Raw genomic sequence first — 25,710 nt, 5'->3', positions numbered from 1 at the left:
TTTACAATAAAAAAGCCTGAAAAACTCAGGCTAAAGATTTATTTTAAACTTTCTAAAGATTTATTTTCAAGAATTTCTAAAGTCGAATCTCTCAATTCAACCATCACCTTATTCAATGTACAAATGCCTTCGTTAGGGCAATCATCACATTTTTCGTAGTAATTTTTACTTACACAAGGTAAAAGCGCGATTGGTCCTTCTAAAACACGAATCAAAGATGCTAAACTAATATCTTTCGCATCACGTGCCAAATAATATCCACCACCTTTCCCTTGTTTCGAATTGACGAAACCTAACTTTTTTAAATCCAATAAAATAGCCTCCAAGAATTTTTTCGGAATAACTTCTGTTTCAGAAATTTGTCCAATTAAAACTGGTTTGTTACTTTCTTGTCTGGCCAAATGAGCCATTGCTTTTAGTCCGTATTTTGTCTTTTTTGATAACAATTCTATAAGATTTAACTACAAAAATAACGTTGATTGTCGTATAAAACAAATATAAAATTAAATCGTTGAACCGAGATTTAAAAATATTTCATCAAAAAATCAATTACCTTTTGAGTTGTAGAATTATAAGGATAATTGAGAAATTTTGATGGCGCTAAAAAACGATTAACTTTTAAAATCGGTTTCATATGTGAAAAATCTTTGAAACCTGCATAACCTGTTGAAGTTCCAATTCCAGAATTATTAACTCCGCCAAAAGGCAAATTTGGATGTAAGATTTGCACCAATGTTTCGTTAATTACCACAGAACCAGATGAAGTTTGATTTTTAATTTTATCAATAAAAATAGAATCTTTCGAAAAAATATATAAAGCTAAAGGCTTCTCTTTCTGATTAATAGATTTAATTACTTCATTTATTTCTTTAAATGTATAAATCGGAAAAATTGGTCCAAATATTTCTTCATCATTAATTTTTGCATTTATTGGAACATCTGTCAATAAAGTTGGTTTAATGTACAATTCAGCTTCAATGTATTCATTTCCAAAAGGACAATTTGCACAATTTTCTATTGCATTTTCAATCAAGTTTTTTAATCGATTATAATTTTGAAGATTTACAATTCTCGCTAAATCTTTCGATTGAGCAGGATTTTTTCCAAAAACTTTTTCAATATGTTCAATAAACATATTTATAAATTGCTCTTGAAATTCTTCTTTAATCAAAATATAATCTGGCGCAATACATGTTTGACCAAAATTTATCAATTTTCCCCAAACTGCTTTTTCAACCACTTCTTGCATCGGAATTGTTCCATCAATAATCAAAGGCGACTTTCCCCCTAACTCCAACGTCACCGAAGAAAGATGTTTTGCACCTGCTTGCATCACAATTTTACCCACTTTTGGCGAACCTGTAAAATGAATATGATTAAATTTTTTGGTTAACAAATAAGTTGTTTCCTCAATTTCTCCTTCAACTAGAGCGACATGATTTTCTTCAAAAACTTCAGAAATAATTTTATTAAGAACTTTTGAGACATTTGGACAAAACTCCGAAGGTTTAAGAATTGCTGTATTTCCAGCCGAAATACAAGCAACCAAATGCACTAAACACAATTGAAAAGGATAATTCCAAGGCGAAATAATCAAACAATTTCCCAAAGCTTCCGGTTGAATTTGCGCTTTTGAACCGAAAAAAAGTAGATTATTTGAAACTGATTTCGTTTTTGTCCAACAATTCAAATTCTTTCGAAATAATCGAATTTCAGCTAAAACTGGAAATATTTCGGTAGAATCAGCTTCAATTTTAGATTTTCTTAAATCCAAAAACAATGCTTCTTCTATTTCAGCACGATGATTTAGAATTGAATTTTCTAAGTTTTTCAAACTTTCTTTCCGCTGATAAACAGTAAGATGACGAATATTTGCTTTATTCTCACATTGCTTATCATAAATCTCATCTATTTTCGTTTTAAAATCTGACACATGAAAAAATTTGAACGTTAATTTACTACTATTTTGAGTATTTTTAATCCCAAAAAGCAACAAATGAAAAATAATCTTACTTTGGTTGATAAATTAAATCACATCAAAAATTTATTTATTATTGGTAAAAGTGATGGTAATTTGAATGAAAAAGAAATTCAAATTATCTCTGATATTGCCAAATATCATGAACTTTCTGCCAAAGATGTAAGTTATATTCTGAATGAAAACACGAAGTTTGATTTTACGTTGCCTAAAACATTTACTGATCGACTTTCTTTGTTGTACGACGCTGTTTTGTTAATGGTTGTGGATTTGAATATTCATCAAAATGAAAAAGCAATTTGTATTGATTTAGCTAAAAAATTTGAGTTTAATCCACAAATTATTGATGAATTAATCGAGGATATTTTGAGTTATATTTTAGAAGGAAAAGAATGTGATGAAGTGATGGAATATCTGATTAAATACTCGCATCCAAAGCAAAATTTGAATTAAATTTTTATTGAAAAAGTTGATAAATCGTTAACAAAGAAATCACACTCGTTACTCCTCCTATTACATAGTTGATATTCTTCAAAATAAATGAATCTTCTTCCGATTTTGAGTTAAAAAATTTCAGATACAGTCCAAAAATAATCATCGAACCAACTACAACTCCTAAAGCAAAAACTGAGCTATTTGGTTGCCCAAAAACATTAACATTATACGAAACCAACGTTGCGCTTAAAAACACATAAAAAGGTATAGGAAAAACATTTATAGCAGACAACAATAATCCATAAATGAATTTATTTTTTTTGTTTTACATCACCTTGTTGTTTTAGCTTTTTATTCTTCTTTTTTTGATCTTGTTTCTTCGCAAAAAAGAGAAAATAAATCGTAATAATTACAAAAACAGCTAATCCAACTTCCCTAAATATTTTGGTAACTTCTTCATTAAAATCAATAAATTTTGCTAGAAAAATTGCTAAATAAACCTGAATTGCAATCGTAACCGCAGTTCCAGACATAAAAGTATATGCACTTTTAGTTCCTTCTTGTTTCCCAATTTTCACCACCGTCATATTCAACAATCCAGGAATGGATGATCCAATAAAAGCTGTGAAAATTCCGATTAAAAGTAGTTCTAAATACTGCATTAATTCTTTTTAAAAAGGTTTGCAAATTTAGACAAACTTGTTGGAGAAACCTATTGAAGTAATATGAATCATTCAAAAAAATATTACTTAAACGTCCATATTAACGCTGATTCTATTGATGAATTGAAAATTGTAAAATGATTTTGAGAAGGATCATGTAAATAATTCCAATTTGATTTCAAGTTATCTTTTTCGCGTAATTTTTCTACAAATTGATCTGTAAACTTTGAAATTGAAACTGTTTTAGAACTTGAAATCCAAATCTTTTTATTTACTAACAGATTAAAATCAAATTTTTCAAAATAAGAATCAAACAATTCGTGATTATTCCACCAAAGCGAAGGATCAATTGCAATAAAAGAATCAAAATAATGAGGAAAATAAAACAATATATCCATTACCAACAATCCGCCTAAAGACTCACCTACAATGATTTTCGAGTTATTTGTCTTGTAATTTTTCGAAATATAAGGAAGCAATTCTAACACAATAAATTTTTCAAAATTCTCTGCATTTCCATATTCTGGAACCCATTTTTTGTCTTTTACAACATTTGTATTTCTTGTAAAATCAAAATTTCGATTGATATTTTCGATTCCCACAATCATCAATGGTTGAATACGATTTGATTTAATTAACTCATCAATAAGCTTTGTTATTTGTTTAAATTTCTCATTAATGCCGCCATCCAATAAATACAAAACAGGCAAACTTTCATTTTTAAAACGTTCTGGAATCCAAACAAAAATATTTCTTTCTTGATTTAAAAATTCAGAATATAACTTTTCCTTTTTGTAATTTAATTCGCTTGACATATCTACTTTTTTGAGACTTTATTAAAGTTAATTGAAAAAAATCAATAAAAAAACCACTCCAAAATTTGGAGTGGTTTTTCATATATTTTAAAAATTAAATTAAAATTACAAAGCTTGTAACTGCTCTTCAATTTGTGCAATTTTTTCTAAAGCATCTGCCTCTTTTTTGCGTTCTGCATTAATCACTTGTTCTGGCGCACCAGCAACAAATTTTTCGTTTGATAATTTTTTACGAACAGAATTTAAGAAACCTTTGTTGTAATCCAACTCTTTTTGTAATTTCTCACGCTCAGCTTCAATATCGATATTATCAGACATCGGAACCATAAATTCTAACGTACCAACACGGAAAGCAAAACCTTTTTCTGGTTTATCACCTGTATTGAAATTAGAAACATTTCCTAATTTAGAGAACACATCTACATAAATTTCATTCGCAGCTTGAGCATCAGCAAAAACTTCTAATGCTTCTTTTGGTGACATTCCTTTTTCTGAACGTAATCCACGAATAGCAGTTGTTGCTTCTTTTGTATTTTCAAAATTCTTGATAATCTCTTCATTGAAAGATGTTACTTCAGGATATTTAGAAATAATTAAGGCTTCGTTTTCTGTTCTTTCAGCAATTAAATGCCAAATTTCTTCTGTTAAGAAAGGCATAAATGGATGTAAAACTTTCAATACATTTTCTAAATAAGAAATTGTTGCTGCATAAGTTTTTGCATCAATTGGCTCACCAAAAGTAGGTTTAATTGCTTCTAAGTACCAAGAACAGAAATCATCCCAAATCAATTTATAAATTACCATCAATGAATCAGATAAACGATATTGATCGTAATTATGTTCGATATCTGCTAATGCTTGTTGGAATTTATTTTCGAACCATTCAACCGCTTTTGTTTGAGCAGAAGTTTGTTCTAAATCTTCTTTCACTTCCCAACCTTTTATTAGACGGAAAGCATTCCAAATTTTATTCGCAAAATTACGTCCTTGTAGACACAAATCAACATCGAAAGGTAAATCGTTCCCAGCAGGCGCTGTTAGCAACATTCCCATACGCGTAGCATCTGCACCATATTCGTTCATCAATTCGATTGGATCTGGTGAATTCCCTAACGATTTTGACATTTTACGCCCTTGTTTATCACGAACAATTCCTGTGAAATATACATTTTCGAAAGGTAATTCGTTACGATACTCATATCCAGCCACAATCATACGCGCAACCCAAAAGAAAATAATATCTGGACCAGTTACTAAATCTTGTGTTGGATAATAATAATTGATTTCTTCATTTTCTGGCTCATTGATTCCGTTGAAAACAGAAATTGGCCATAACCAAGAAGAAAACCAAGTATCTAATGCATCTTCGTCTTGACGTAAATCTTCAATTGTTAATGCTGCATTTCCTGTTTTTTCTTGTGCTAATGGTAAAGCTTCTTCTTTTGTTAAAGCCACAACGAAATCTTCGTTTCCATCACCATAGAAAAATGCAGGAATTTGGTGTCCCCACCATAATTGACGAGAAATGTTCCAATCTGTTACATTTTCCATCCAATTACGATACGTATTTTTAAATTTCGCAGGATGAAATTTAATTGTATCATTCATTACATTATCTAATGCAGGTTTTGCTAAATCTGTCATTTTCAAGAACCATTGATTTGAGATTTTTGGCTCAATCACAACTCCTGTTCTTTCAGATGTTCCTACATTGTTTTTATAATCTTCTATTTTTTCAAGTAAACCTTTTTCTTCTAATTCTTTCTCGATTTCTTTACGAACTTTGAAGCGATCCATTCCTGCATATTGCATTCCATAATCGTTCAATTTAGCATCATCAGTAAAGATATCTATGAATTCTAAATTATGTTTTTTACCTAATTCGTAATCATTTGTATCGTGCGCAGGCGTTACTTTAAGACATCCTGTACCGAATTCTAAATCAACATATTCATCTTCAATAATGCTAACTTCTCGACCAACGATAGGAACTATTACTTTTTGACCTTTTAACCATTGATAACGTTCGTCATTTGGATTGATACAAACTGCAGTATCCCCAAAAATTGTTTCTGGACGAGTTGTTGCAACCACAATATATTTATCTGAACCAACAACTTTATATTTTAAATAGAATAACTTTCCATTTTTCTCTTTGTAAATAACTTCTTCGTCAGAAATATTTGTTTTTGCTTCTGGATCCCAATTTACCATACGGTATCCGCGGTAAATTAATCCTTTGTTATATAAATCAACAAAAACACGTTGAACAGATTCAGATAAATCTGGATCCATCGTAAATTTTGTACGATCCCAATCGCAAGAAGCTCCTAACTTTTTTAATTGGTCTAAAATAATTCCACCATGCTTATGCGTCCAATCCCAAGCATGATTAAGAAATTCTTCACGACCAATATCAAATTTAGAAACACCTTCCTCTTTTAATTTCGCAACAACTTTCGCTTCAGTAGCAATCGAAGCATGGTCTGTCCCTGGTACCCAACAAGCATTAAACCCACGCATACGCGCACGACGAATTAAAACGTCCTGAATCGTATTATTCAACATATGTCCCATGTGTAAGACTCCTGTTACATTTGGTGGTGGAATGACGATTGTGTAAGCTTTTCTTTCATCTGGAGTAGATTTAAAAAACTTCTTCTCCATCCAGTATTCATACCATTTTCCTTCAACTTCCGTTGGCGTATATTTAGATGCGATTTCCATTATTTATATATGACTTAAAATAAATTTGGGCAAATTTACACAATCTGCCTTAAACTGCCTAGTATATTAAATATATATTATAAAATTGGAATGTTATTTGTAATAAATTCGAAAGTAATTTTATTTAAAGTAAAATTCTTTTGTACATTTGATTATAAATTAATTATCGTCATGAAAAAATTAATGTTTTTAGGTGCTTTTGCTTTAGGCGTTACAAGTTTATTTGCTCAAACACTTAGTTTAGAAAAAGAAGAAATTCAATTTGGAAATATAAAGTTGAATACTGAAGTAACAGCTAAGATGAAAGTAACCAATTCTGGTGATAAACCTTTAATTCTTAAAAGCGTTGTTGGATCTTGTGGATGTACAGTTCCTGAATATCCTACAACACCTATCGAACCAGGGAAATCTGCGGATATTACCGTTAAATATTCAAGTGGTTCTGTGACTGGAGATTTTAATAAATCCGTAACAATCACATCTAACGATCCTGTTTCTTCACGAAAAATATTTAGAATAAAAGGAAAAGCAGAATAATAGTAAAGCAAGTTATTTAACTTGCTTTTTTTGTTCCTCTTTAATAAATTCTAAAATATTATTATACATTCTTTCATCCATTTCTTTTAAATAAAACCCTTTTTTAATATCTGTAGAATCAATCTGTTGAGGATAAGCATTATTTATTAGATAAGAATTCAAACTAGAAGCACCAATTGCTTGGATTGTAGCAGAATAAATTAATGGATAATCTGTTGGATAATTGTAATCTATATTTCCTAGCTTCTTTTTTACCGTTTTTATATCATCATATTGTCCAGGAATCAATAATTGATTCACCTCTATTTTCTTGATAAAAGAAAACGTTTGTATGATTCTTAAATTTTCTAAAAAAGGAAATAACATAAAAGTTGACAACAATAAAACTAACAAAAAACTAATTAAATATGAATACTTCTCAAGTTTTCTTATATTAAAAAACATTAATAAAATTATCAAATCTATAACCAAAACATCTAACAAAAACCTAAATTGAAGCGAGAAAACTAACATCAAAATCAGTTTTATCCAGCAAGAAATATTTAGAATTTTTAATCTATAGCTTTTTGAATATAAGGTTACTATCGACGAAATAAAAGTTAATCCAAAAATTACAAAAATTATTAAAGATCGAAGTGAATTTTGGAAAAAATTAGCTTTTAAATATTCTGAAAAATTCATTTTTGCAACTTCTTCAAACGTAAACGAATCTTTAAGTGGAATAAATTTTCCGTTCTGTGCAGATAGTTCATATAAATGCTGTGGTGAAGCCCATTTCAAACTATTTATTGAAGAAAATTCTAAAGGAAATAAAGGATTTGCTGAAACAATTATTCCTTTACAACAGAATAATAAAGCAATAAAAACGAGTAAAAATAAATTCTTATCTTTTAAACTCTTGTATTCTTTATTTCTTAGATATTCAATTCCAAAAAACAAAATTAAAATAATACTTATTGGTTTAATTACAAATAAAATAGTAGCGTAAAAAAGGTAATCAGATGCTTTATTTTTATAACGTAAATATTCATTGATTAATAGAATCGAAAGAACAAAAACAGGAAGATCTGGCGAAGGAGTATTTAGAAAAAATAAAAAAATGAGATTAAAAATGAGTAGTTTTTTCTGCTTCAATTCAAAAACATAGAGATTGAAGATTAAAAATATACAAAAATTCAATCGATAATAAATATCTAATGTTTCGTTAATCGAAGCTTGCAAAATATGCCAGAAACTATTTTGTGCCAAAACCCATTCAAAATTGGAAAGACCTTTTACAAAACCAGCAAAGTCTAACCATTTTATTGTTGGAATATAATAACCAAAATGATCTAAAATAAAAGGATATGTAACTGCAACCAACAATCCAACAAAAGTAAAAGCATAAAAATATCGCGATATATTTTTCAGTTTCAACAAACTTACTTTCACTTCGTTTCTATGATAAATTAACGATAAAATAGCAATTGAAATTAATACTACTTCGTATGTGAAGTTTAATGGAAGAAAAAATGCTACTAAAAAACTTATCAATCCTACTCCTATCATCCCATTTATAACTGTAAACGAAATAGTTGAGTTTATTCTAGGGAAAATTTTCTGAAATAAAAATCCAATCCCTAAAAAAAAGAGAAATAAGACGATTGATAAAAAAAACTGTAAAACCATTATCTACCTAATAATCTTGAAGTCACATGATTACTAAATGTTTCAATTTCATTTGATTTTAGAAATTTAACCTTCATTGTTCCATCAAAATCTTCAACAGAAATGATTTCAATTTCATCATTCAAATGAATATTTTTTGAATTCAAATACTTCAAAAATTCATCCGAAGAACCAATAACAGCGCATATTTCTACTTTATCACCTTCTTTAAATTCGGCCAATTTTTTGTAATTGATAATTTCTATTTTTCCATTTTTATCTGGAATTGGAGAACCATGCGGATCTAATTTAGGAAAATTCAATAATTCGTCCATTTTATCGAAAAAAATTGGACTTTGAATATGTTCTATTTGCTCAGCAATTTCATGAACTTGTTCCCAACCAAATCCCATTTTATCTACCAAAAACATCTCTGTTAATCGGTGTTTTCTTACAATCAAAGAAGCTTTCAGAATTCCTTTATCAGATAACCGAAGTGGTTTATACGATTCATAAATCACCAATTCTTTTTCAGCTAATTTTTTCATCATACTGTTTACAGTAGGCATTTTTATTTCCAAATGCTTACTCAAATCCTTCACATTCACTTCTCCTTTCCCATTTTCAGAAAGATGAAATAATGCTTTTAGGTAATTTTCTTCGACCAATGAATTCATGGAAACAAATATAGTTGAAAATTAAGTAAAATTTAAAAATTCATTTTTAATAATATTTTTGTTAGATTTGTCTAACTTTTTAATTTGATTATAAATTTTACTTAACATGAAAACAACATTTTATTTATTCATCACCTTAACCTCCATTCTATCAAATGCTCAGGAACAAAAAGATTCTATTTATATGGAAGATTCTTCAGAAAATTTAGATGAGATTGTAATTACAGGAACAATGAAAGCTGTAAGAAAATCTGATAGTCCAGTTCCAATTGAAATCTATACACCAAAGTTTTTTCAAAAAAATCCAACACCTTCATTATTTGACGCTGTACAATTAATAAATGGTGTTCAACCACAACTAAACTGTAATGTTTGTAACACAGGTGATATTCATATTAACGGAATGGAAGGTCCATATACCATGATTTTAATTGACGGAATGCCAATTGTTTCTTCTTTATCTACTGTTTATGGTTTGAGCGGAATTCCGAACTCTTTGGTAGAACGAATAGAAGTTGTAAAAGGACCAGCATCTTCCCTTTATGGAACAGAAGCCATGGGTGGTATAATTAATGTAATTACGAAATCTCCTAAATCTGCTCCAAAATTATCTTTGGATGCTTTTACAACTTCTTGGTTGGAAACCAATCTTGATGGTGGATACAAATACAATTTAGGAGAAAAGGTAAATAGTTTATTTGGTTTTAATTACTTTAAATATGGTAATAAGAAAGATAAAAATAACGACGGTTTTACGGATGTAACGTTACAAGATCGCATCACGTTATTCAATAAATTTGATTTTGAACGTCAAAAAAATAGAACAGCATCAGTTGCTTTACGTTATTTATACGAAGATAGATGGGGAGGTCAAATGAATTGGAAAAGAAAACTACACAGAGGAAGTGACGAAGTTTATGCCGAAAGTATTATGACAAATCGTTTTGAAGCGATAGGAATGTATCAATTACCTATAAAAGAAAAAATAATGACTCAATTTTCTTATAATTTTCATCAACAGAATTCATTTTATGGTCCAGAATCTTATCAAGGAAAACAACAAGTTATTTTTGCTCAAGCTTATTGGGATAAGATAATTGGACAACATAGCTTACTTTTAGGATCTTCATTTAAATATACTTATTATGATGATAACACAAGAGGTACTGGAGAATATGATGAGGATAATAATCTAATCAAGAATAACCCAATGAATACACAGATTCCTGGTATTTTTGTACAAGACGAATGGACATTAAATTCTGAAAACAAATTATTACTTGGTTATCGATTTGATTATGATAAAACACATAAAGGAATACATTCTCCAAGAATTGCATACAAATTTTCACCTTCATCTCATCATACTTTAAGAGCAAGTTTTGGTACGGGATTTCGTGTTGTGAATGTCTTCACAGAAGATCATCGTGCATTAACTGGAGCTAGACAAGTAGTTTTTGAAAATGAATTAAAACCTGAAAAATCATATAATGGAAATATTAATTATGTATTCAAACTACCAACTTCTTTCACCGCTTTAAACTTTGATTTTACAACATTCTATTCTTATTTCACAAACAAAATTATTGCTGATACAGATACTGACGAAACAAAGATTATCTATGACAATTTAGATGGACACGCAATATCTCAAGGAGTTTCTTTAAACATAGATGCAACATTTGACTTTCCTCTAAAAATAATGCTTGGCGCAACCTATATGGATGTATACAAAAAAGAAGATGGAGAAAAAGAAGTTCAATATCATGCACCAAAATGGTCTGGAAATTTCTTAGCAAGTTATACATTCAAAAAAGGTTTTACTGTTGATTTAACCGCCAATTATAATGACAAAATGAAATTACCTCAAGTAGAAAATGATTATCGACCAGAATATTCAAAACCAACTGTTATTGCAAATATTCAATTAAGTAAATCATTTAAGAATAATATTGAAATCTATGGTGGAATCAAAAATATTTTTAATGTTTTACCAAAAGGCGATGTTATTGCTCGTTGGTGGGACCCATTCGGAGAACCAGGAAATGGCGTTACTCCTCCTAAAGGAAGAAACGATGTTATTTTTGAACCAAATGATTACAGCTATACACCTATGCAGGGAACAAGAGGTTTTATAGGTGTTCGATACAATTTACGTTAATGAAAATCTGGTACTTCATATTCATTTTATCATCATTGAATCTCCAAGCACAGATTTCATTAGAAAAATTTAATTCAATTTTTAATGAAAATCCTAAACCAATTCTGCTTTATTTTTCAACCAATTGGTGTAGTTACTGTATGATTCAAAAGAAACAATTAGAAAAAGATGATGAATTACTTCAAATTCTAAATAATGACATTTATTTTATTGAATTTGATGCAGAAACAAATGAATCTATTATTTTTTTAAACAAAAAATATGAACCTAAATCGAATAAAAAAACTCATCCATTTTTGGAAGAATTTATTGATAAAAACGAACAAATTAGTTATCCATATTGGGTTTTAATCTCAAAAGATTTTAAAATTGAAATGACTTATGCTGGATTAATTAAAAATAAACCACTAAAACTTTTATTGAAAAAGTATTTACAAAAACCTTAATTTTTAGATTTACAAAAAAAAGCCTCAATGTTAATTGAGGCTTTTTAATCACAAAAATTTACTCAAACGCAATTATCGAAAGTTTTGGATTTTCAATAATCTCTTTTTGTTTGAGCTTTTCTATATCAATCACACCAACAATGTGATTGTAATTTTTACTTTGATAACGCTCTTCAATTTCATCAAAAATGTTTGAAACATCATCTGCTTGATTCTCAAAACCGATATAAATTCGCTTCTTTCCTGTTTGATTAAAAACTCCTTCTTCTTTGTTTTCATATTTTCGAATCGAATATTGATAATCATATTTCAACGCAGAAATATCACTCAAAACAGCCGAAGAAGTTGGGAAACGCCCTGCTCCTTTTCCATATAAAAATTGCTCATCTGAAAGCGAACTTCCAATCAAAACTCCATTATATTCGTTATTCACAAGCGCAATTGTTTTATTTAATTCAACAAAAGTTGGCAAAACTGTTGATGTAATTTCACCCGTTTGATGATTAATTTTAGAATTAGCAATCAACTTTATTGTATAATTTTTTTCTTTTGCGTATTTAAAATCTTCCACTTTCAATGAAGTAATTCCTTTTCGAATAACTTGATCAACATCAATCTTTTTACCGAAAGCATGCAACGTAATAATTGCTAATTTACTCGACGCATCAAAACCTTCTACATCAGCCGTTGGATCAGCTTCTGCAAAACCACTTTCTTGCGCTGCTTTTAAGGCATCTTGATACGACTCATTTTCATTCGCCATTTTCGTCAAAATGTAATTTGTTGTCCCATTTACAATTCCAGATACATAATTCAATAAATCGTTATCAAAATATTCTTCTAGATTTCTAATAATCGGAACTGACCCGCAAACAGAGGCTTCATAAAGAAAAGAAACATTGTTTTGTGCTTGCAAATCCAATAATTCTTTGTGATGATCTGCAATCAATTTTTTATTTGCACTTACCACATGTTTACCTTTATTGAACGCTTTTATAATGATATCATGTGCCGCATCAGCATCCGAAATTAACTCAACAACAACATTTATTTCATCGTCATTTAAAATATCATCCGCATTAGTCGAAAATAATTCAGACGGAGCATTTCTAGATTTAGAATTATCTTTAATTACAATTTTTTTAATTGCAGCATTCAATTGTGGTTTTTCTTCCAATACCTTGTAAATTCCTTCTCCTACAACTCCAAATCCGAACAATCCGATATTTATTTTTTTCATTTATTTGTTTTGTTTTTAATTATTTACCAAAGAAAAGTGAAGAAAAAAAATGGTTCAATCGCATAAAAACAATTGAACCATTTTGAATAAAGAATATTATTGAAGATTGGTTTACAGTAGTTTTTATTCATCTTTCCTATAAGGATGGATTTAGCACCTTGATTCATTAATCAGGTTGCTAAAGTTTCTTTGGGCCATTTCCCTCCACTTTTCTTGATAAAATGTAAATTTTAATGAACTATTTCTGAGGACAAATTTAGGCGAAAGAATTCTATATATCCAAATTAATTTCATTTCTTTAATTTAATATTTTCCGTAATTATAGATAAAAATACACAAATAATGAATTTTATTCTATAAATATTTATAGACAAAAATAATTTTCTAAAAAATACAATTAAAAGAAAAAACAAATCTTAATAATTTTTAATAAAACCCTATTTTTATTAAAAATATTCTAAAAACTACAATTTTCAATAACTAATTAAAATATTATTTCTTTAAAATAGTAATTTTAAAGAAATATTTTCTAAAATAAATTTCAAAAATGACCTATTAGAGATTTTGAACTATTTCAAACAAAAATTATTTCTATGAACCAAGTTTCGAACTCGTTTTTTTCAATCTTGATTTTTTTATTCTCAATACTTTAAATAATTTTGCACATAGCTTTATAAAGAAAGATGGAGGGAATAGGCCCGTTGAAATCTTAGCAACCCAAAGTATAGTTGGGTGCTAAATCCTACTCAAATAGAGAAAGATAAGGACTTACCTCACACTTCTTCCCATAAGGCTTTTAAAATATTTAGAATGAAATTAGACGATATACTAAAAGAGCGTATTGTTATTTTAGATGGTGCAATGGGAACGATGATCCAAAAGCACAATTTACAAGAAGAAGATTATCGTGGAGAACGATTCAAGGATTTTCATACTTCTTTAAAAGGAAATAACGATTTATTGGTTTTAACCCAACCTCAAATCATAAAAGATATTCACCGAGAATATTTGGCTGCTGGTGCAGATTTAATCGAAACAAATACGTTCAATGCCAATATTATTTCTATGGTTGATTATGATATGGTTGATTTGGTTGATGAATTAAATTACGAAGCCGTTCGCTTAGCAAAAGAAGCTTGTGAAGAGTTTTCTACCCCAGATAAACCTCGTTTTGTAGTTGGATCTTTAGGTCCAACCAACAAGACAGCCTCTATTTCGCCACAAGTAAATGACCCTAGTTATCGCGATGTGGATTTTGATTTATTGGCAAATGTATATTATCGTCAAGCAAAAACAATGTTAGAAGCTGGTGCAGATATTTTACTTGTCGAAACTATTTTTGATACTTTAAATGCAAAAGCAGCATTTTATGGAATTCAAGATGCGATAGAAAAAACAGGAATCAACGTTCCTCTAATGGCTTCTGGTACAATAACAGATAAATCTGGACGTACACTTTCTGGACAAACAACAGAAGCTTTCTTGATTTCATTAGAACATATTGATTTAATTTCAGTTGGGTTAAATTGTGCTTTAGGTGCAACAGATTTGATTCCATATTTAGAAGTATTAGCCGAAAAAGCACCATTTTATGTCAGCGCATACCCAAATGCTGGTTTACCAAACGCTTTCGGTGGATACGATGAAACTCCTGAAATGATGCGAGATTTTATCAAACCTTTCTTAGATAAAAAATTGGTTAATATTTTGGGTGGATGTTGTGGAACTACACCAGATCATATCAAATTGATGGCAGATTTAGCAAAAGAATACGAACCTCGAAAAATTAGTGAACAATGTCAGGCGTAAAAATTCAACTTTCTGGATTAGAACCTTTAATTGTACGAGAAAATTCAAACTTTGTAAACGTTGGCGAACGTACAAATGTAACTGGTTCTAAAAAATTCTTGCGATTAATCAAAGAAGAAAAATTTGAAGAAGCACTTCAGGTTGCACGTGACCAAGTGGATGGTGGCGCGCAAATTATCGATATCAATATGGATGAAGGTATGCTTGATGGTGTAGCTTCTATGGTAAAATATTTGCGTTTGATTGCTTCTGAACCTGATATTTCGAAAGTTCCAATTATGATTGATTCTTCGAAATGGGAAATTATTGAAGCTGGTCTAAAAAATGTTCAAGGTAAAGCGATTGTCAACTCAATTTCTTTAAAAGAGGGAGAAGAATTATTTATCGAACATGCGAAGAAAATTAAACGTTACGGTGCTGCAACAGTGGTTATGGCGTTTGATGAAAAAGGTCAAGCAGATAATTATGAACGCCGAATCGAAATTGTAAAACGCTCTTATGATATTTTGGTGAATGAAGTAAATTTCAATCCAAGAGATATCATTTTTGATGTGAACATTTTCCCAGTTGCAACAGGAATGGACGAACATCGCCGAAATGCCATCGATTTTTTTGATGCAACTAAATGGATCAAAGAAAATCTTCCACATGCATTAGTTTCGGGTGGAGTTTCGAATGTTTCGTTTTCGTTCCGTGGAAATAATGCAGTTCGTGAAGCGATGCACACAGCGTTTTTATATCACGCCATCAAACACGGAATGGATATGGGAATCGTCAATCCAGAAATGATTGAGATTTACGATGATATTCCAAAAGATTTATTAGAGCACGTTGAAGATGTTTTATTGGATCGACGTGACGATGCAACAGAGCGTTTGATTGATTTTGCCGAACATCTAAAAGGTGTTACAAAAGAGAAAAAGAAAGATGATACTTGGCGCGAATTACCTTTGGAAAAGCGTATTGAAATTTCTTTAGTAAAAGGAATTACAGAATTTATTGACGAAGATACTGCAGAAGCTTTGGAAAAAATTGGTTCTCCATTACGTGTTATTGAAGGTCCTTTGATGGACGGAATGAATGTCGTTGGAGATCTTTTCGGAAGTGGTAAAATGTTCTTACCGCAGGTAGTGAAATCGGCTCGCGTAATGAAAAAATCTGTTGCTTATTTAACGCCATTTTTAGAGGAAGAAAAACTTAGAAATAAAACAGACAAAGAGCCTTCTAAGATCTTGATGGCAACTGTAAAAGGTGATGTTCACGATATCGGAAAAAATATTGTTTCAGTCGTTTTAAGCTGTAATGGTTTCGAGATTATCGATTTAGGCGTAATGGTTTCTTCTGAAACAATTTTAGACGAAGCGCAAAAAAATAATGTCGATGTGATTGGTCTTTCTGGATTGATTACTCCATCTTTAGATGAAATGGTGCATGTTGCCAGAGAAATGAAACGCCTTAATCTTGATATTCCATTGATGATTGGTGGCGCAACAACTTCTAAAGCGCATACAGCTGTAAAAATTGCACCAGAATATGACAAAGCAATTCATGTTTTAGATGCTTCGCGTTCGGTTACGATTTGTCAAAAATTGATTGGAAATCAACAGGCGGAATTGCTAACAGAAACTACTACTGATTATACAAAAATTAGAGAAGGTTTCTTGAATCGCGCTGTATCAAAGGAATATCTATCGATTGAAGATGCTCGAAAAAACAAATTAAAAGTTGATTTTGAAGAAAATAAACCTTTTAAACCAAATAAATTAGGTGTTTTTACACATCAAACAACAGTTTCTGAATTAAGAGATTTTATCGATTGGACGCCATTTTTCAAAACATGGGATTTACATGGTAAATTTCCTGCGATTTTAGATGATGAAATTGTCGGAACAAATGCCAAAGAACTATATGTAGATGCTTTGTCAATGTTAAATAAAATTGAAGCTGAAAATTTAGCTAAACCGAAGGCTGTTTTTGGACTTTTCAAAGCGAATACGGTAAACGATGATACGATTGAATTGTTTGATGAAAATGATAACAAAATCGAGGAATTTTATACACTTCGTCAACAAGCGAAAAAATCGAAAAAACAACCAAATATTTCAATTGCTGATTTTATTGCGCCGAAAGATTCAGCAATTCAAGATTATATCGGTGCATTTGCTGTAACTGCTGGTCAAGAAATTGAAGAAGTTGCTAAAGCTTACGAAACAAATTTAGATGATTACAATTCGATTATGGTGAAAGCAATTGCCGATCGTCTAGCTGAAGCTTATGCAGAATATTTGCACAAATATGTTCGTACAGAAGTTTGGGGTTATGCGAAAGATGAAACTTTATCAAATGACGAATTAATTTCAGAAAAATATAAAGGAATTCGCCCTGCTCCTGGTTATCCTGCATGTCCTGACCATTTAGAAAAAGAAACAATTTTCAAAATTTTGGATGTAGAGAAAAATGCAGGGATTGAGTTAACAAGTTCGTTGGCGATGTATCCAGTTTCATCTGTTTCGGGTTATTATTTTGGAAATCCAGAAGCAAAATATTTCGGAGTTGGTAAAATAAAAATGGATCAGGTTGAAGATTTTTCAAAACGTAAAAATATAGAACTTGATAAAGCTGAACGTTGGTTGAGTCCTAATTTGGCGTAAAAGCGTTAAGCAAAAATAAAATTTATCATTCAAAATGAGCGTTTCGAAATAAAGAATCTCAGATTCCTCGACAAGCTCGGAATGACAACGAACGTAGAACAAAATAAAAAAATGCGTTAGGGATTGTAGTGAAAATCCTTTTTTGTTGATTGGACGAAGTCGAAATTAACAAAAAAGATTGTAACGAAAAGCCCGCCCGAAGGAAACGCTCAAATAAAAGAAAATATATAATCGAAATTCGAGATTCGAACTTCGCTAAACGATAAAATAAAGAATGAAAGTTACCGAACATATAGAACGCGCAAACGGAAAACCATTATTTTCTGTAGAGATTTTACCGCCTTTGAAAGGGCAAGATGTCAATGCGACGTTCAAAACTTTAGACCCGTTAGTTGAGTTAAATCCAGCTTTTATCGATGTAACTTATCATCGTCAAGAGTATATTTACAAACAGAAAGAAAACGGGTTATTGAAACGTTATCAGGTACGAAAACGTCCTGGTACAGTTGCGATTTGTGCTGCGATACAGAATCATTATAAGATAGACGCAATTCCGCATTTGATTTGTGGTGGATTTACAAAAGAAGATACAGAAGATGCGTTAATTGATTTGAATTTCTTGGGAATTGACAATCTTTTGGTTTTACGTGGAGATCCTATAAAATCGGAAAAATCTTTTGTTCCTGAAGTTGGTGGACATGCAAATGCTTCGGAATTGATTGAGCAAATTACTGCTTTGAATACAGGAAATTATCTAGACGACGAACTACAAGAATCGCATGCAATGGATTTTTGTATTGGTGTAGCGGGTTATCCTGAGAAGCATTTCGAATCACCAAATCTTGCAATGGATTTGTATTATTTGAAAAAGAAAGTGGAATTGGGAGCTGATTATATCGTGACGCAAATGTTTTTTGATAATCAGAAATATTTTGATTTCGTTAAAAAATGTCGCGAAATGGATATTAATATTCCGATTATTCCAGGTATAAAACCTTTGACAACTTTCAATCAACTAACGTCGATTCCACAAAATTTCTATTTGGACTTACCAGAAGCTTTGGCAATGGAAGTTTTGAAGTCGAAAGATAAGGAACGAATCAAGGAAATCGGAATTGAATGGTGTATTCAACAATGTAAAGAGTTGATCGATTTTGGTGTTCCTGGATTACATTTTTATACAATGAGTAATTCTATAAATACAAAAAGAATCGCTGAGACAGTTTATTAAAATAACAATAGTTGGTTGTTTATCTTTTCACAAATAAACAACCAAAATTATTAATTAAATTAATACGTAAAAATTAATCCATAGAAAAATTGTTTTTCCCCCTTATAGTCTTATAACTCATCATTACAGCGATAAGCGAAATAATTGTAACCGAGAAACTGATGTTCAAGATAAAATCCGCATGATCTACATTTAACATTTTTAAAAAGACAGAAACAAGAAGTAAAATACTACTTACAAGGAAGAACTTAATTGTGTTCTTAAAAATCAATTTATTCATATTGTGTTAAATTTTGGTTAAATAAAAATAAATAAAAAATTATATAATCCAAATTTTTTTTGACTTATTCAATATTAAATTTTAAATAACAAACGTTGTAAAACTTTATTTATCTGCACATTACATTAACTGAATTAAATCTAAATTCCTTATTTTTGATCATATAAAACTATAAATGGATCTTTTTAACGATTTATTTGACGGACAACAAAATCTACTTCCAAAAGATGGAACTGTAAATTATTTTGGACAAATTATGACCGATGAAAAAGCGCATCATTATTATTCTATATTATTAAATGAAATTGAATGGAAAAACGATCAAGCAATAATATTTGGAAAATTGATAGAAACTAAACGAAAAATTGCTTGGTATGGAGATTTTCCATTTGCTTATACCTATTCCAAAATCATGAAAACAGCTTTGCCTTGGACTGATACTTTACTTGAATTAAAAAAATTAGCTGAGGAAAAAACTGGCGAAACTTATAATTCTTGTTTGGTAAATTTATATCACGATGGTTCCGAAGGGATGGCTTGGCATAGTGATGGTGAAAAACAATTGAAACGTCATGGCGCAATTGCCTCGCTAAGTTTCGGCGCTGAACGTAAATTTGGTTTTAAACATAAAGAAACTAAAGAAGTAATTGCTTTAAATCTTGCAAGTGGTAGTTTATTAGTTATGAAAAATGAAACACAAGATTATTGGCTGCATCGCTTACCTCCTACTAAAAAAGTAAATTCGCCACGAATTAATCTAACATTCAGAACAATAGATTTGGAGCAATAATTATTTTTGCTTGGAGATTTCAGCTTTATAAAAAGTCAAACTTTGTTGATTAAATTTATTCAGAAATGCATCATTAAAATCATTCAAAGAAATAACATCCAAATCAATTTTGGTTTTTAACGTCGGTAAAGCAATCACTTTATTTGATGATTTATCCAAACTATTCCATTTTGCAATAAACTCTTTTGTAGCTGTAATAAAAGTTGATTCGCCATTTTCTTTCGAATAATCATCCGAAACTATTGAACGTTTTATAGCAGATAATTCAATCTTTTTTGTCTGACGATTGTATCGAAAATAAGATGTAAACAAAACATCTCCTATTTTATTGATAATCTTAAAACCTTTCTTTGTTTCCTCAATCTTCGCATTGTGATCCAATTCATGAAAAGCTAAACTACTCTGCTTTTTATATTCAGTATCAGAAAGTAAAAACTCTATTTTATTCGTTTCAAAATTAATCGAAACCTTGTCAAACTTTCCATCTCCGTCCAAATCTTTCACAATAGATTGTTTTGCAAAAGTCAGTAGACTCATGCTCAAAAACAACGATATGAAAAATGTTAATCTCATCAGAAAGTATAATCTCTTAAATTTTATTTAAAGATACCACAAAAAAAGCTCCAAAAAGGAGCTTTAACTATTTAATAACAGGATTTATATCCAAAATATTTTCTTTTCGATATTTTTCGATAAAATCATCTGTAAAATTTTCGCTTCCTAACAATTTATTTTCTTGTAAAACCTTTTTAATATCAAGCTTTTTATAAGCTTGTAACATCGGTTCAGAAATCGCTTTATACGTAAAATGCCACGGTTCATATTTGAATCCTTTTCTCGCTGAATTATCCGTGTACACCAAATAAAAACCATATTTAGATGCATTTTCATCTAACCAAAGTTTAAATTTATGCATTGATCCTCCTTCGTTAAAATGTTTCTCATTCAACGGATCTGCTGGTATTCCGCGCGTTCCGTCTATAATATCCAAATCAGTTCCCCAATGGTGACGAGAAGTTCCTGGAATGGTAGAATATTCAATAATCTTTTCGATGTTTTCTTTCGCTGCAATTTTCTTCGCTTGATTTGCTTTATACTTGCGCTCCCAAATTCCGTTTTGATACGTATAATTTCTATAGCTCGAAATCACTTGTATTTTAAAACCTGCTTTTTGTGCATCAGCTTTCATTAATTCAAATTGTTTTGCAACTTCTGGCAACAATTTATACCCATTTCCAACCATCGTAGGGTTGCCTTTACCAATCAATTCAGCCGTTGTAAAAGTAGGTAAAATAGTATCTGTTTCTTCTGGAGTTTGATCGCTGTTACCGAAAGCACAACCAGCATTTAGCATAAAAGCAAGTAAAATTAAATAAGAAAATTTCATAATATTAAATTGAGACATTATGGTAAGTATTAGATTTTGGTTTATTTTTATCAAAATTAAAGAATAAAAGTGGAGATTGTTATAATAATCGTATTGATTTTATTGAACGGAATTTTTTCCATGTCAGAAATGGCACTTGTTTCGTCAAGAAAATTCAAATTAGAAAATCAAATGAAGAAAGGAAGTTCTGGTGCTAAAACGGCTTTAGAACTTGCTGAGAATCCGAACAAATTTTTATCAACCGTACAAATCGGAATTACCCTTATTGGTATCTTATTAGGGGTTTTCTCGGGTGATAAACTAACTGCAAATTTAACAGAATTTTTAACATCTATTTCTTTCATTGCACCTTACGCCAAAACACTTTCTCCAATTATTATGGTAGTAATCATCACTTATTTTTCGATTGTATTTGGCGAATTATTACCAAAACGTTTGGGAATGAAATTTCCTGAAATGGTTTCTACTATTGTTTCGAAACCGATGAAATGGTTATCTATCATCACTTCTCCATTCGTTTGGTTGTTAACAGTTACCAATAATTTTTTCTTAAAATTGTTTGGTATTAAAGACGATAGCAGCGAAGTTGTTTCGGAAGAAGAAATTAAAAATATCATCAAAGAAAGTACAGAAGGTGGTGAAATTCAGGAAAAAGAACACGAAATCTTAGAACGTGTTTTCGAGCTTGGAGATCGTCGTGTGAACACGTTAGCAACGCATCGTTCGGAAATTGCTTCATTAGATATTTCGGATGATTATGAGAAAGCACGTGCAAAAGTTAAGAAAAATAAATATTCAGCCTACCCTGTTACGAAGAACAATAATCTGGACGAAATCGTTGGTATCTTGAAACTAAAAGATATGTTTGGTGTAAGTAAGGAAGATTTTAGCCTGAAAAAATTTATACACAAACCTATTTTTGTCAATGAAAATTCGTTTAGTTATCCTTTGTTGGAAATGTTACAGAATTCACAAGCACATTTTGCCATTATTTTAGACGAATATGGTACGACGGCTGGAATTGTAACAATAAACGATATTTTGGACGAATTGGTTGGTGATACACCAGAGAACCAAGACGAAGATTACGAAATCGTAGAACGTGAAGATGGTACATGGTTGATCGATGGGCAATTTTCGATCTATGAATTCGAGAAGTTTTTTGAGATTGATATCGACGAAGACATCGAAAATAGATATGTTACCGTTGCTGGAATTTTCTTAGATAAATACGAAACCATTCCAAATGTTGGTGATAAGGTAGAAGTAGAAGATTTGACACTAGAAATTGTAGACAAAGACGGTAATCGTATTGATAAAATATTGGCATATCGTAAGAAATAAAAAACTCAACCAAATGGTTGAGTTTTTTATTAACTCACTAATTTATTTTTTGAGCAGTAATATAATTTTCTCCATTAGCACTAATCCCTAGACCAGTAAATAGATTTATAGCGATGCTGTCTGGGTAGTGGTATTTGAATTATTCTAATTAGAATATTTTCTAGAACCTTGTCAAAATGTTGTAATTTGTTGTTTCTCTTGTCCCTTCACCTATTATATTAATTCAATAACTGAAAAGGCTGTTTTATAATAAATTATAAAACAGCCTTTTATTAAATTACTAAATATTAAATCTTCCTAATGTCCTCCTTCAGATTTAACTTCACCAAGATTTATTCCTTGTTTTTTAAGAATTTTAGGCGTTGCAATTGCATAAAATACAAGATACACAAAACATAAAATACAAACAATATAACTAGAATGAACAGTTGATAAATCTGCAATATACCCTTGGAATATACTTACTAATCCTCCTCCCATAATCATCATAATTAAGAAGTTACTTCCTTGCGAAGTGTTTTTTCCTAAACCATTAATTGCTAATGCAAAAATACAAGGCCATAATGTACTACAGAACAAACCAACACTTGTAATAGAATAAATAGAGACTAAACCAGTTGTATTCATTCCGATTAATAATGCTACAATTCCAATAATTGAGAAAGTTAATAACATTTTAGCAGGGTTTCCATTTGTCCATAAAGAAGCTAAAATCATTATTAAAATAATTACACTATATAGATAAAATGGTTTCAAATCATGCCCTGCAATGTAATTAACTAATAAGAAAATCCCAAAAGCTAAATAAGGTGCTATAAATTTAAGAGCCAATGTTTTTGTCTTATCTAAACCAAATGCTTCTGCTGCACCACCCCAACGACCAATCATCATACTTGCCCAATATAACGAAACATATGGTGTTACTCCTTGTATATCGAACCCTAATTCATTGTGCATATATGCTGGTAAATTACTTACAGTAGAAACTTCTACACCTACATATAAGAAGATCGCAAGCATTCCTAATAATAATTGAGGATATTTTAAGGCTGATGATTTATCATTTTTTGAAGTTGCAATCGCACTATCCTCTTCTTGTTCTGGATGATTTGGTAAAGACGAAAATTTCAAGAAAATAGCAACAGCTAAAAAAGCAACACCCAAACACAAATATGGAATTTTAACTGCTTCTATACTCAAAGTTGTTTCTCCTTCTCCTCCTGCACCAAAAATTGCATAAGCAACAATTAAAGGTCCAATTGTAGTTCCTAAGTTATTAATACCTCCAGCTAATGTTAAACGTTGAGATCCAGTACTTGCATCTCCTAAAGCAATTGCAAGCGGATTAGCAACAGTTTGTTGCAACGAAAAACCTAGACCTACAGTAAACAAACCTGTTAACATTAAAGGAAATGATCCTGTATTGGCTGCTGGAATAAAAAAAAGCGTTCCAATAGCTGATAAAAGAAGTCCAAAAGATAATGAATTCTTATACCCAAATTTATTGATTAAATCTTGTTTAGCTAATAATGAAACGCCCATATAAATTAAAGCTCCAACCGTATAAGCGATATAATAAGCTACTGCGACTAATTGACTTTCGGCTTGGGATAAATCAAATGATTTTTTAAAAACTGGAATTAAAATTTCATTACTTGCCGCTACGAATCCCCAAAAGAAGAATACTGTAACCAGTGGGATAAATTGACCCCAATTAGTTTTTTGTGATTGACTCATGTGTTTTGATATAATTTTTTTTTAAATATTGGTTGATGATTGCCTAAACAACCAGCTTATAAATATAGGTTATTTATAGTTTAATTTACAAATAGGTGAATGCTTAAATATTATACAGCACAAAGAAAAAAACTATATATTCAATAAATAAATATTATTTTTTTACAGATCAAATAATAATTAATAGATTATTTTTAACAAAAACATGTTAAATGTATTTAAAATTTAATTTCTCACTTTTTTATAAATCAAAAAAAAACTGTCCGATTAAGACAGTTTTCATTGTGTATTTATTCTTTATTTCACAGGAGTTTCTCTCGCTGCTTCGTATATAATAGAATCTCTTTGCTCTTGCGTCAAATCGTATTTGTAATCAAATATTGCAGATTCCCAATCTCCATATCCAACATTTGGCAATACAATAAATCGTTTTCCAAATTCAGATTTTAAAGTTTCTACGGCTGCTGCTCTTTCTTTTTCAGATTTATGATTATCAAATAAAGAAGAAAAATCTGTTAAACTATCTCCCAACAATAATACAATGTCATAATCTTTCGAAATATTTTGACGACGCGCTTCTTTACTGCTTTCTTTGCTTCTCAAAATCAAATTCTGAGCACTTTGAATTGGATAATTATATTTCTCTAAATTTGCCAAAGTTCCAGGACGTTCCACTTCGTATCGATTTGTAACGTAAAAAATCTGAACACCTTTGCTAGCCGCATACTGAAAAAACTCTTGAGAACCAGCCAAAGGCGTAGCAATTCCTTTCGACGTCCAATTTGCCCAAGTTTCTTGTGACCATGTTTTTCCTTGACGCGCCATTTCTACTGCATAGTACGAATTATCCAAAAAAGTTTCATCAATATCCGTTACAATCGCCAAAGGTTTTGCGCCTTTTTTCGCAATTGCTTCATCCAATCTCATTTTAGCAACATTATAAGCTTGCTGGCTCAAGGCTTGATATTCAGCGGCACGTTGTTGAAAAAATGCAGCATAAATTTTACCATCAACTTGCAAACTTTTTTGCTGAACCGGTTGTTGTTCAGTAACTATTTTTGGTGTTTGACAAGCTGTTAATCCAAAAAGCATCAAGCTTCCAAGCATCAATTGTATATGTTTCATATCTCTAAATTCTGAAATGCAAAATTAAGCC

Annotated in this window: 22 protein-coding genes and 2 riboswitches; of the genes, 9 read left to right on the top strand and 13 right to left on the bottom strand. The window is 30.4% G+C overall.

Annotation, left to right across the window (positions count from 1 at the left end; genetic code table 11):
- Positions 1–38 precede the first annotated feature (38 nt).
- Both N5D46_RS07970 and N5D46_RS07965 read right to left on the bottom strand, forming a co-directional pair.
- Positions 39–446 carry an Rrf2 family transcriptional regulator gene (locus N5D46_RS07970; RefSeq protein ID WP_219035236.1) on the bottom strand — a complete coding sequence of 136 codons (408 nt, stop codon included), beginning with the start codon at positions 444–446 and terminating at the stop codon, positions 39–41.
- Positions 447–523: 77 nt separating this feature from the next.
- Positions 524–1,933 (bottom strand): aldehyde dehydrogenase family protein, encoded by a 1,410-nt coding sequence (locus N5D46_RS07965; RefSeq protein ID WP_280049685.1) that lies wholly within the window; start codon positions 1,931–1,933, stop codon positions 524–526.
- Positions 1,934–1,996: 63 nt separating this feature from the next.
- Here N5D46_RS07965 and N5D46_RS07960 point away from each other — a divergent pair, with 63 nt between their 5' ends.
- Positions 1,997–2,431, top strand: a complete 435-nt coding sequence (locus tag N5D46_RS07960) for a hypothetical protein (RefSeq protein WP_280049684.1) — start codon at positions 1,997–1,999, stop codon at positions 2,429–2,431.
- A 4-nt stretch (positions 2,432–2,435) separates the two neighbouring features.
- Here the strand turns inward: N5D46_RS07960 and N5D46_RS07955 are convergent, their stop codons facing one another.
- The 4 genes from N5D46_RS07955 to N5D46_RS07940 all read right to left on the bottom strand — a co-directional run bounded on the left by N5D46_RS07955 (position 2,436) and on the right by N5D46_RS07940 (position 6,617).
- Complete coding sequence (locus tag N5D46_RS07955; protein WP_280049683.1) at positions 2,436–2,705, bottom strand: hypothetical protein; 270 nt, start codon at positions 2,703–2,705, stop codon at positions 2,436–2,438.
- Between the two features lie 19 nt (positions 2,706–2,724).
- Positions 2,725–3,075 carry a hypothetical protein gene (locus tag N5D46_RS07950; RefSeq protein ID WP_280049682.1) on the bottom strand — a complete coding sequence of 117 codons (351 nt, stop codon included), beginning with the start codon at positions 3,073–3,075 and terminating at the stop codon, positions 2,725–2,727.
- An 83-nt stretch (positions 3,076–3,158) separates the two neighbouring features.
- Complete coding sequence (locus N5D46_RS07945; protein WP_280049681.1) at positions 3,159–3,890, bottom strand: alpha/beta hydrolase-fold protein; 732 nt, start codon at positions 3,888–3,890, stop codon at positions 3,159–3,161.
- Positions 3,891–3,995: 105 nt separating this feature from the next.
- On the bottom strand, positions 3,996–6,617 hold the full coding sequence (locus N5D46_RS07940; RefSeq protein WP_280049680.1) for a valine--tRNA ligase: 2,622 nt from the start codon (positions 6,615–6,617) through the stop codon (positions 3,996–3,998).
- 171 nt (positions 6,618–6,788) lie between these two features.
- Here N5D46_RS07940 and N5D46_RS07935 point away from each other — a divergent pair, with 171 nt between their 5' ends.
- Positions 6,789–7,154 carry a DUF1573 domain-containing protein gene (locus tag N5D46_RS07935; RefSeq protein WP_038334454.1) on the top strand — a complete coding sequence of 122 codons (366 nt, stop codon included), beginning with the start codon at positions 6,789–6,791 and terminating at the stop codon, positions 7,152–7,154.
- A 12-nt stretch (positions 7,155–7,166) separates the two neighbouring features.
- Here N5D46_RS07935 and N5D46_RS07930 read toward each other — a convergent pair whose 3' ends face one another.
- The gene (locus N5D46_RS07930) at positions 7,167–8,702 is read right to left on the bottom strand and encodes a hypothetical protein (protein ID WP_280049679.1); all 1,536 of its coding nucleotides are present in this window, start codon (positions 8,700–8,702) and stop codon (positions 7,167–7,169) included.
- A gap of 119 nt (positions 8,703–8,821) precedes the next feature.
- Positions 8,822–9,478 carry a metal-dependent transcriptional regulator gene (locus N5D46_RS07925; RefSeq protein ID WP_115000633.1) on the bottom strand — a complete coding sequence of 219 codons (657 nt, stop codon included), beginning with the start codon at positions 9,476–9,478 and terminating at the stop codon, positions 8,822–8,824.
- 106 nt (positions 9,479–9,584) lie between these two features.
- On the opposite strand from N5D46_RS07925, the gene N5D46_RS07920 reads away from it, so the two are divergent.
- Both N5D46_RS07920 and N5D46_RS07915 read left to right on the top strand, forming a co-directional pair.
- Entirely contained in the window at positions 9,585–11,639 is a 2,055-nt protein-coding gene (locus tag N5D46_RS07920) for a TonB-dependent receptor (RefSeq protein ID WP_219035242.1), read from the top strand.
- Positions 11,639–12,085, top strand: a complete 447-nt coding sequence (locus tag N5D46_RS07915; protein ID WP_084106839.1) for a thioredoxin fold domain-containing protein — start codon at positions 11,639–11,641, stop codon at positions 12,083–12,085. The genes N5D46_RS07920 and N5D46_RS07915 overlap by 1 nt, the downstream gene beginning before the upstream one ends.
- 58 nt (positions 12,086–12,143) lie before the next feature.
- Here N5D46_RS07915 and N5D46_RS07910 read toward each other — a convergent pair whose 3' ends face one another.
- Positions 12,144–13,325: a homoserine dehydrogenase gene (locus tag N5D46_RS07910; protein WP_219035244.1), complete on the bottom strand. Its 1,182-nt coding sequence runs from the start codon at positions 13,323–13,325 to the stop codon at positions 12,144–12,146.
- Positions 13,326–13,449: 124 nt separating this feature from the next.
- Positions 13,450–13,548: riboswitch (SAM riboswitch) on the bottom strand.
- Positions 13,549–13,993: 445 nt separating this feature from the next.
- A riboswitch (SAM riboswitch) is annotated at positions 13,994–14,092 on the top strand.
- A gap of 43 nt (positions 14,093–14,135) precedes the next feature.
- On the opposite strand from N5D46_RS07910, the gene N5D46_RS07905 reads away from it, so the two are divergent.
- The 4 genes from N5D46_RS07905 (at position 14,136) to N5D46_RS07890 (ending at position 20,086) form a co-directional block, all read left to right on the top strand.
- A complete protein-coding gene (locus tag N5D46_RS07905; RefSeq protein WP_219035074.1) occupies positions 14,136–15,134 on the top strand; it encodes a homocysteine S-methyltransferase family protein in 999 nt (332 codons plus the stop codon).
- Positions 15,122–17,785, top strand: a complete 2,664-nt coding sequence (gene metH, locus N5D46_RS07900) for a methionine synthase (RefSeq protein WP_280049678.1) — start codon at positions 15,122–15,124, stop codon at positions 17,783–17,785. The genes N5D46_RS07905 and metH overlap by 13 nt, the downstream gene beginning before the upstream one ends.
- A gap of 274 nt (positions 17,786–18,059) precedes the next feature.
- Complete coding sequence (gene metF, locus N5D46_RS07895; RefSeq protein ID WP_219035072.1) at positions 18,060–19,016, top strand: methylenetetrahydrofolate reductase [NAD(P)H]; 957 nt, start codon at positions 18,060–18,062, stop codon at positions 19,014–19,016.
- A gap of 455 nt (positions 19,017–19,471) precedes the next feature.
- Positions 19,472–20,086 (top strand): alpha-ketoglutarate-dependent dioxygenase AlkB, encoded by a 615-nt coding sequence (locus N5D46_RS07890; RefSeq protein WP_219035071.1) that lies wholly within the window; start codon positions 19,472–19,474, stop codon positions 20,084–20,086.
- Here the strand turns inward: N5D46_RS07890 and N5D46_RS07885 are convergent, their stop codons facing one another.
- Together N5D46_RS07885 and N5D46_RS07880 are read right to left on the bottom strand one after the other, a co-directional pair.
- The gene (locus tag N5D46_RS07885) at positions 20,087–20,623 is read right to left on the bottom strand and encodes a hypothetical protein (RefSeq protein ID WP_038335856.1); all 537 of its coding nucleotides are present in this window, start codon (positions 20,621–20,623) and stop codon (positions 20,087–20,089) included.
- 103 nt (positions 20,624–20,726) lie between these two features.
- Entirely contained in the window at positions 20,727–21,473 is a 747-nt protein-coding gene (locus N5D46_RS07880) for a M15 family metallopeptidase (RefSeq protein WP_280037621.1), read from the bottom strand.
- 69 nt (positions 21,474–21,542) lie between these two features.
- Here N5D46_RS07880 and N5D46_RS07875 point away from each other — a divergent pair, with 69 nt between their 5' ends.
- Entirely contained in the window at positions 21,543–22,817 is a 1,275-nt protein-coding gene (locus tag N5D46_RS07875; protein WP_125350320.1) for a hemolysin family protein, read from the top strand.
- Between the two features lie 297 nt (positions 22,818–23,114).
- Here the strand turns inward: N5D46_RS07875 and N5D46_RS07870 are convergent, their stop codons facing one another.
- Both N5D46_RS07870 and N5D46_RS07865 read right to left on the bottom strand, forming a co-directional pair.
- Positions 23,115–24,554 (bottom strand): MFS transporter, encoded by a 1,440-nt coding sequence (locus N5D46_RS07870; RefSeq protein WP_125350321.1) that lies wholly within the window; start codon positions 24,552–24,554, stop codon positions 23,115–23,117.
- Positions 24,555–24,851: 297 nt separating this feature from the next.
- Complete coding sequence (locus N5D46_RS07865; protein WP_180906414.1) at positions 24,852–25,679, bottom strand: 5'-nucleotidase, lipoprotein e(P4) family; 828 nt, start codon at positions 25,677–25,679, stop codon at positions 24,852–24,854.
- Positions 25,680–25,710 lie beyond the last annotated feature (31 nt).

It is taken from the genome of Empedobacter sp. GD03865 (assembly GCF_029840775.1).
Taxonomy (GTDB): domain Bacteria; phylum Bacteroidota; class Bacteroidia; order Flavobacteriales; family Weeksellaceae; genus Empedobacter; species Empedobacter falsenii_B.
Note: the sequence above shows the minus strand (reverse complement) of the source record. Positions and strands in the feature narration are given on the sequence as shown.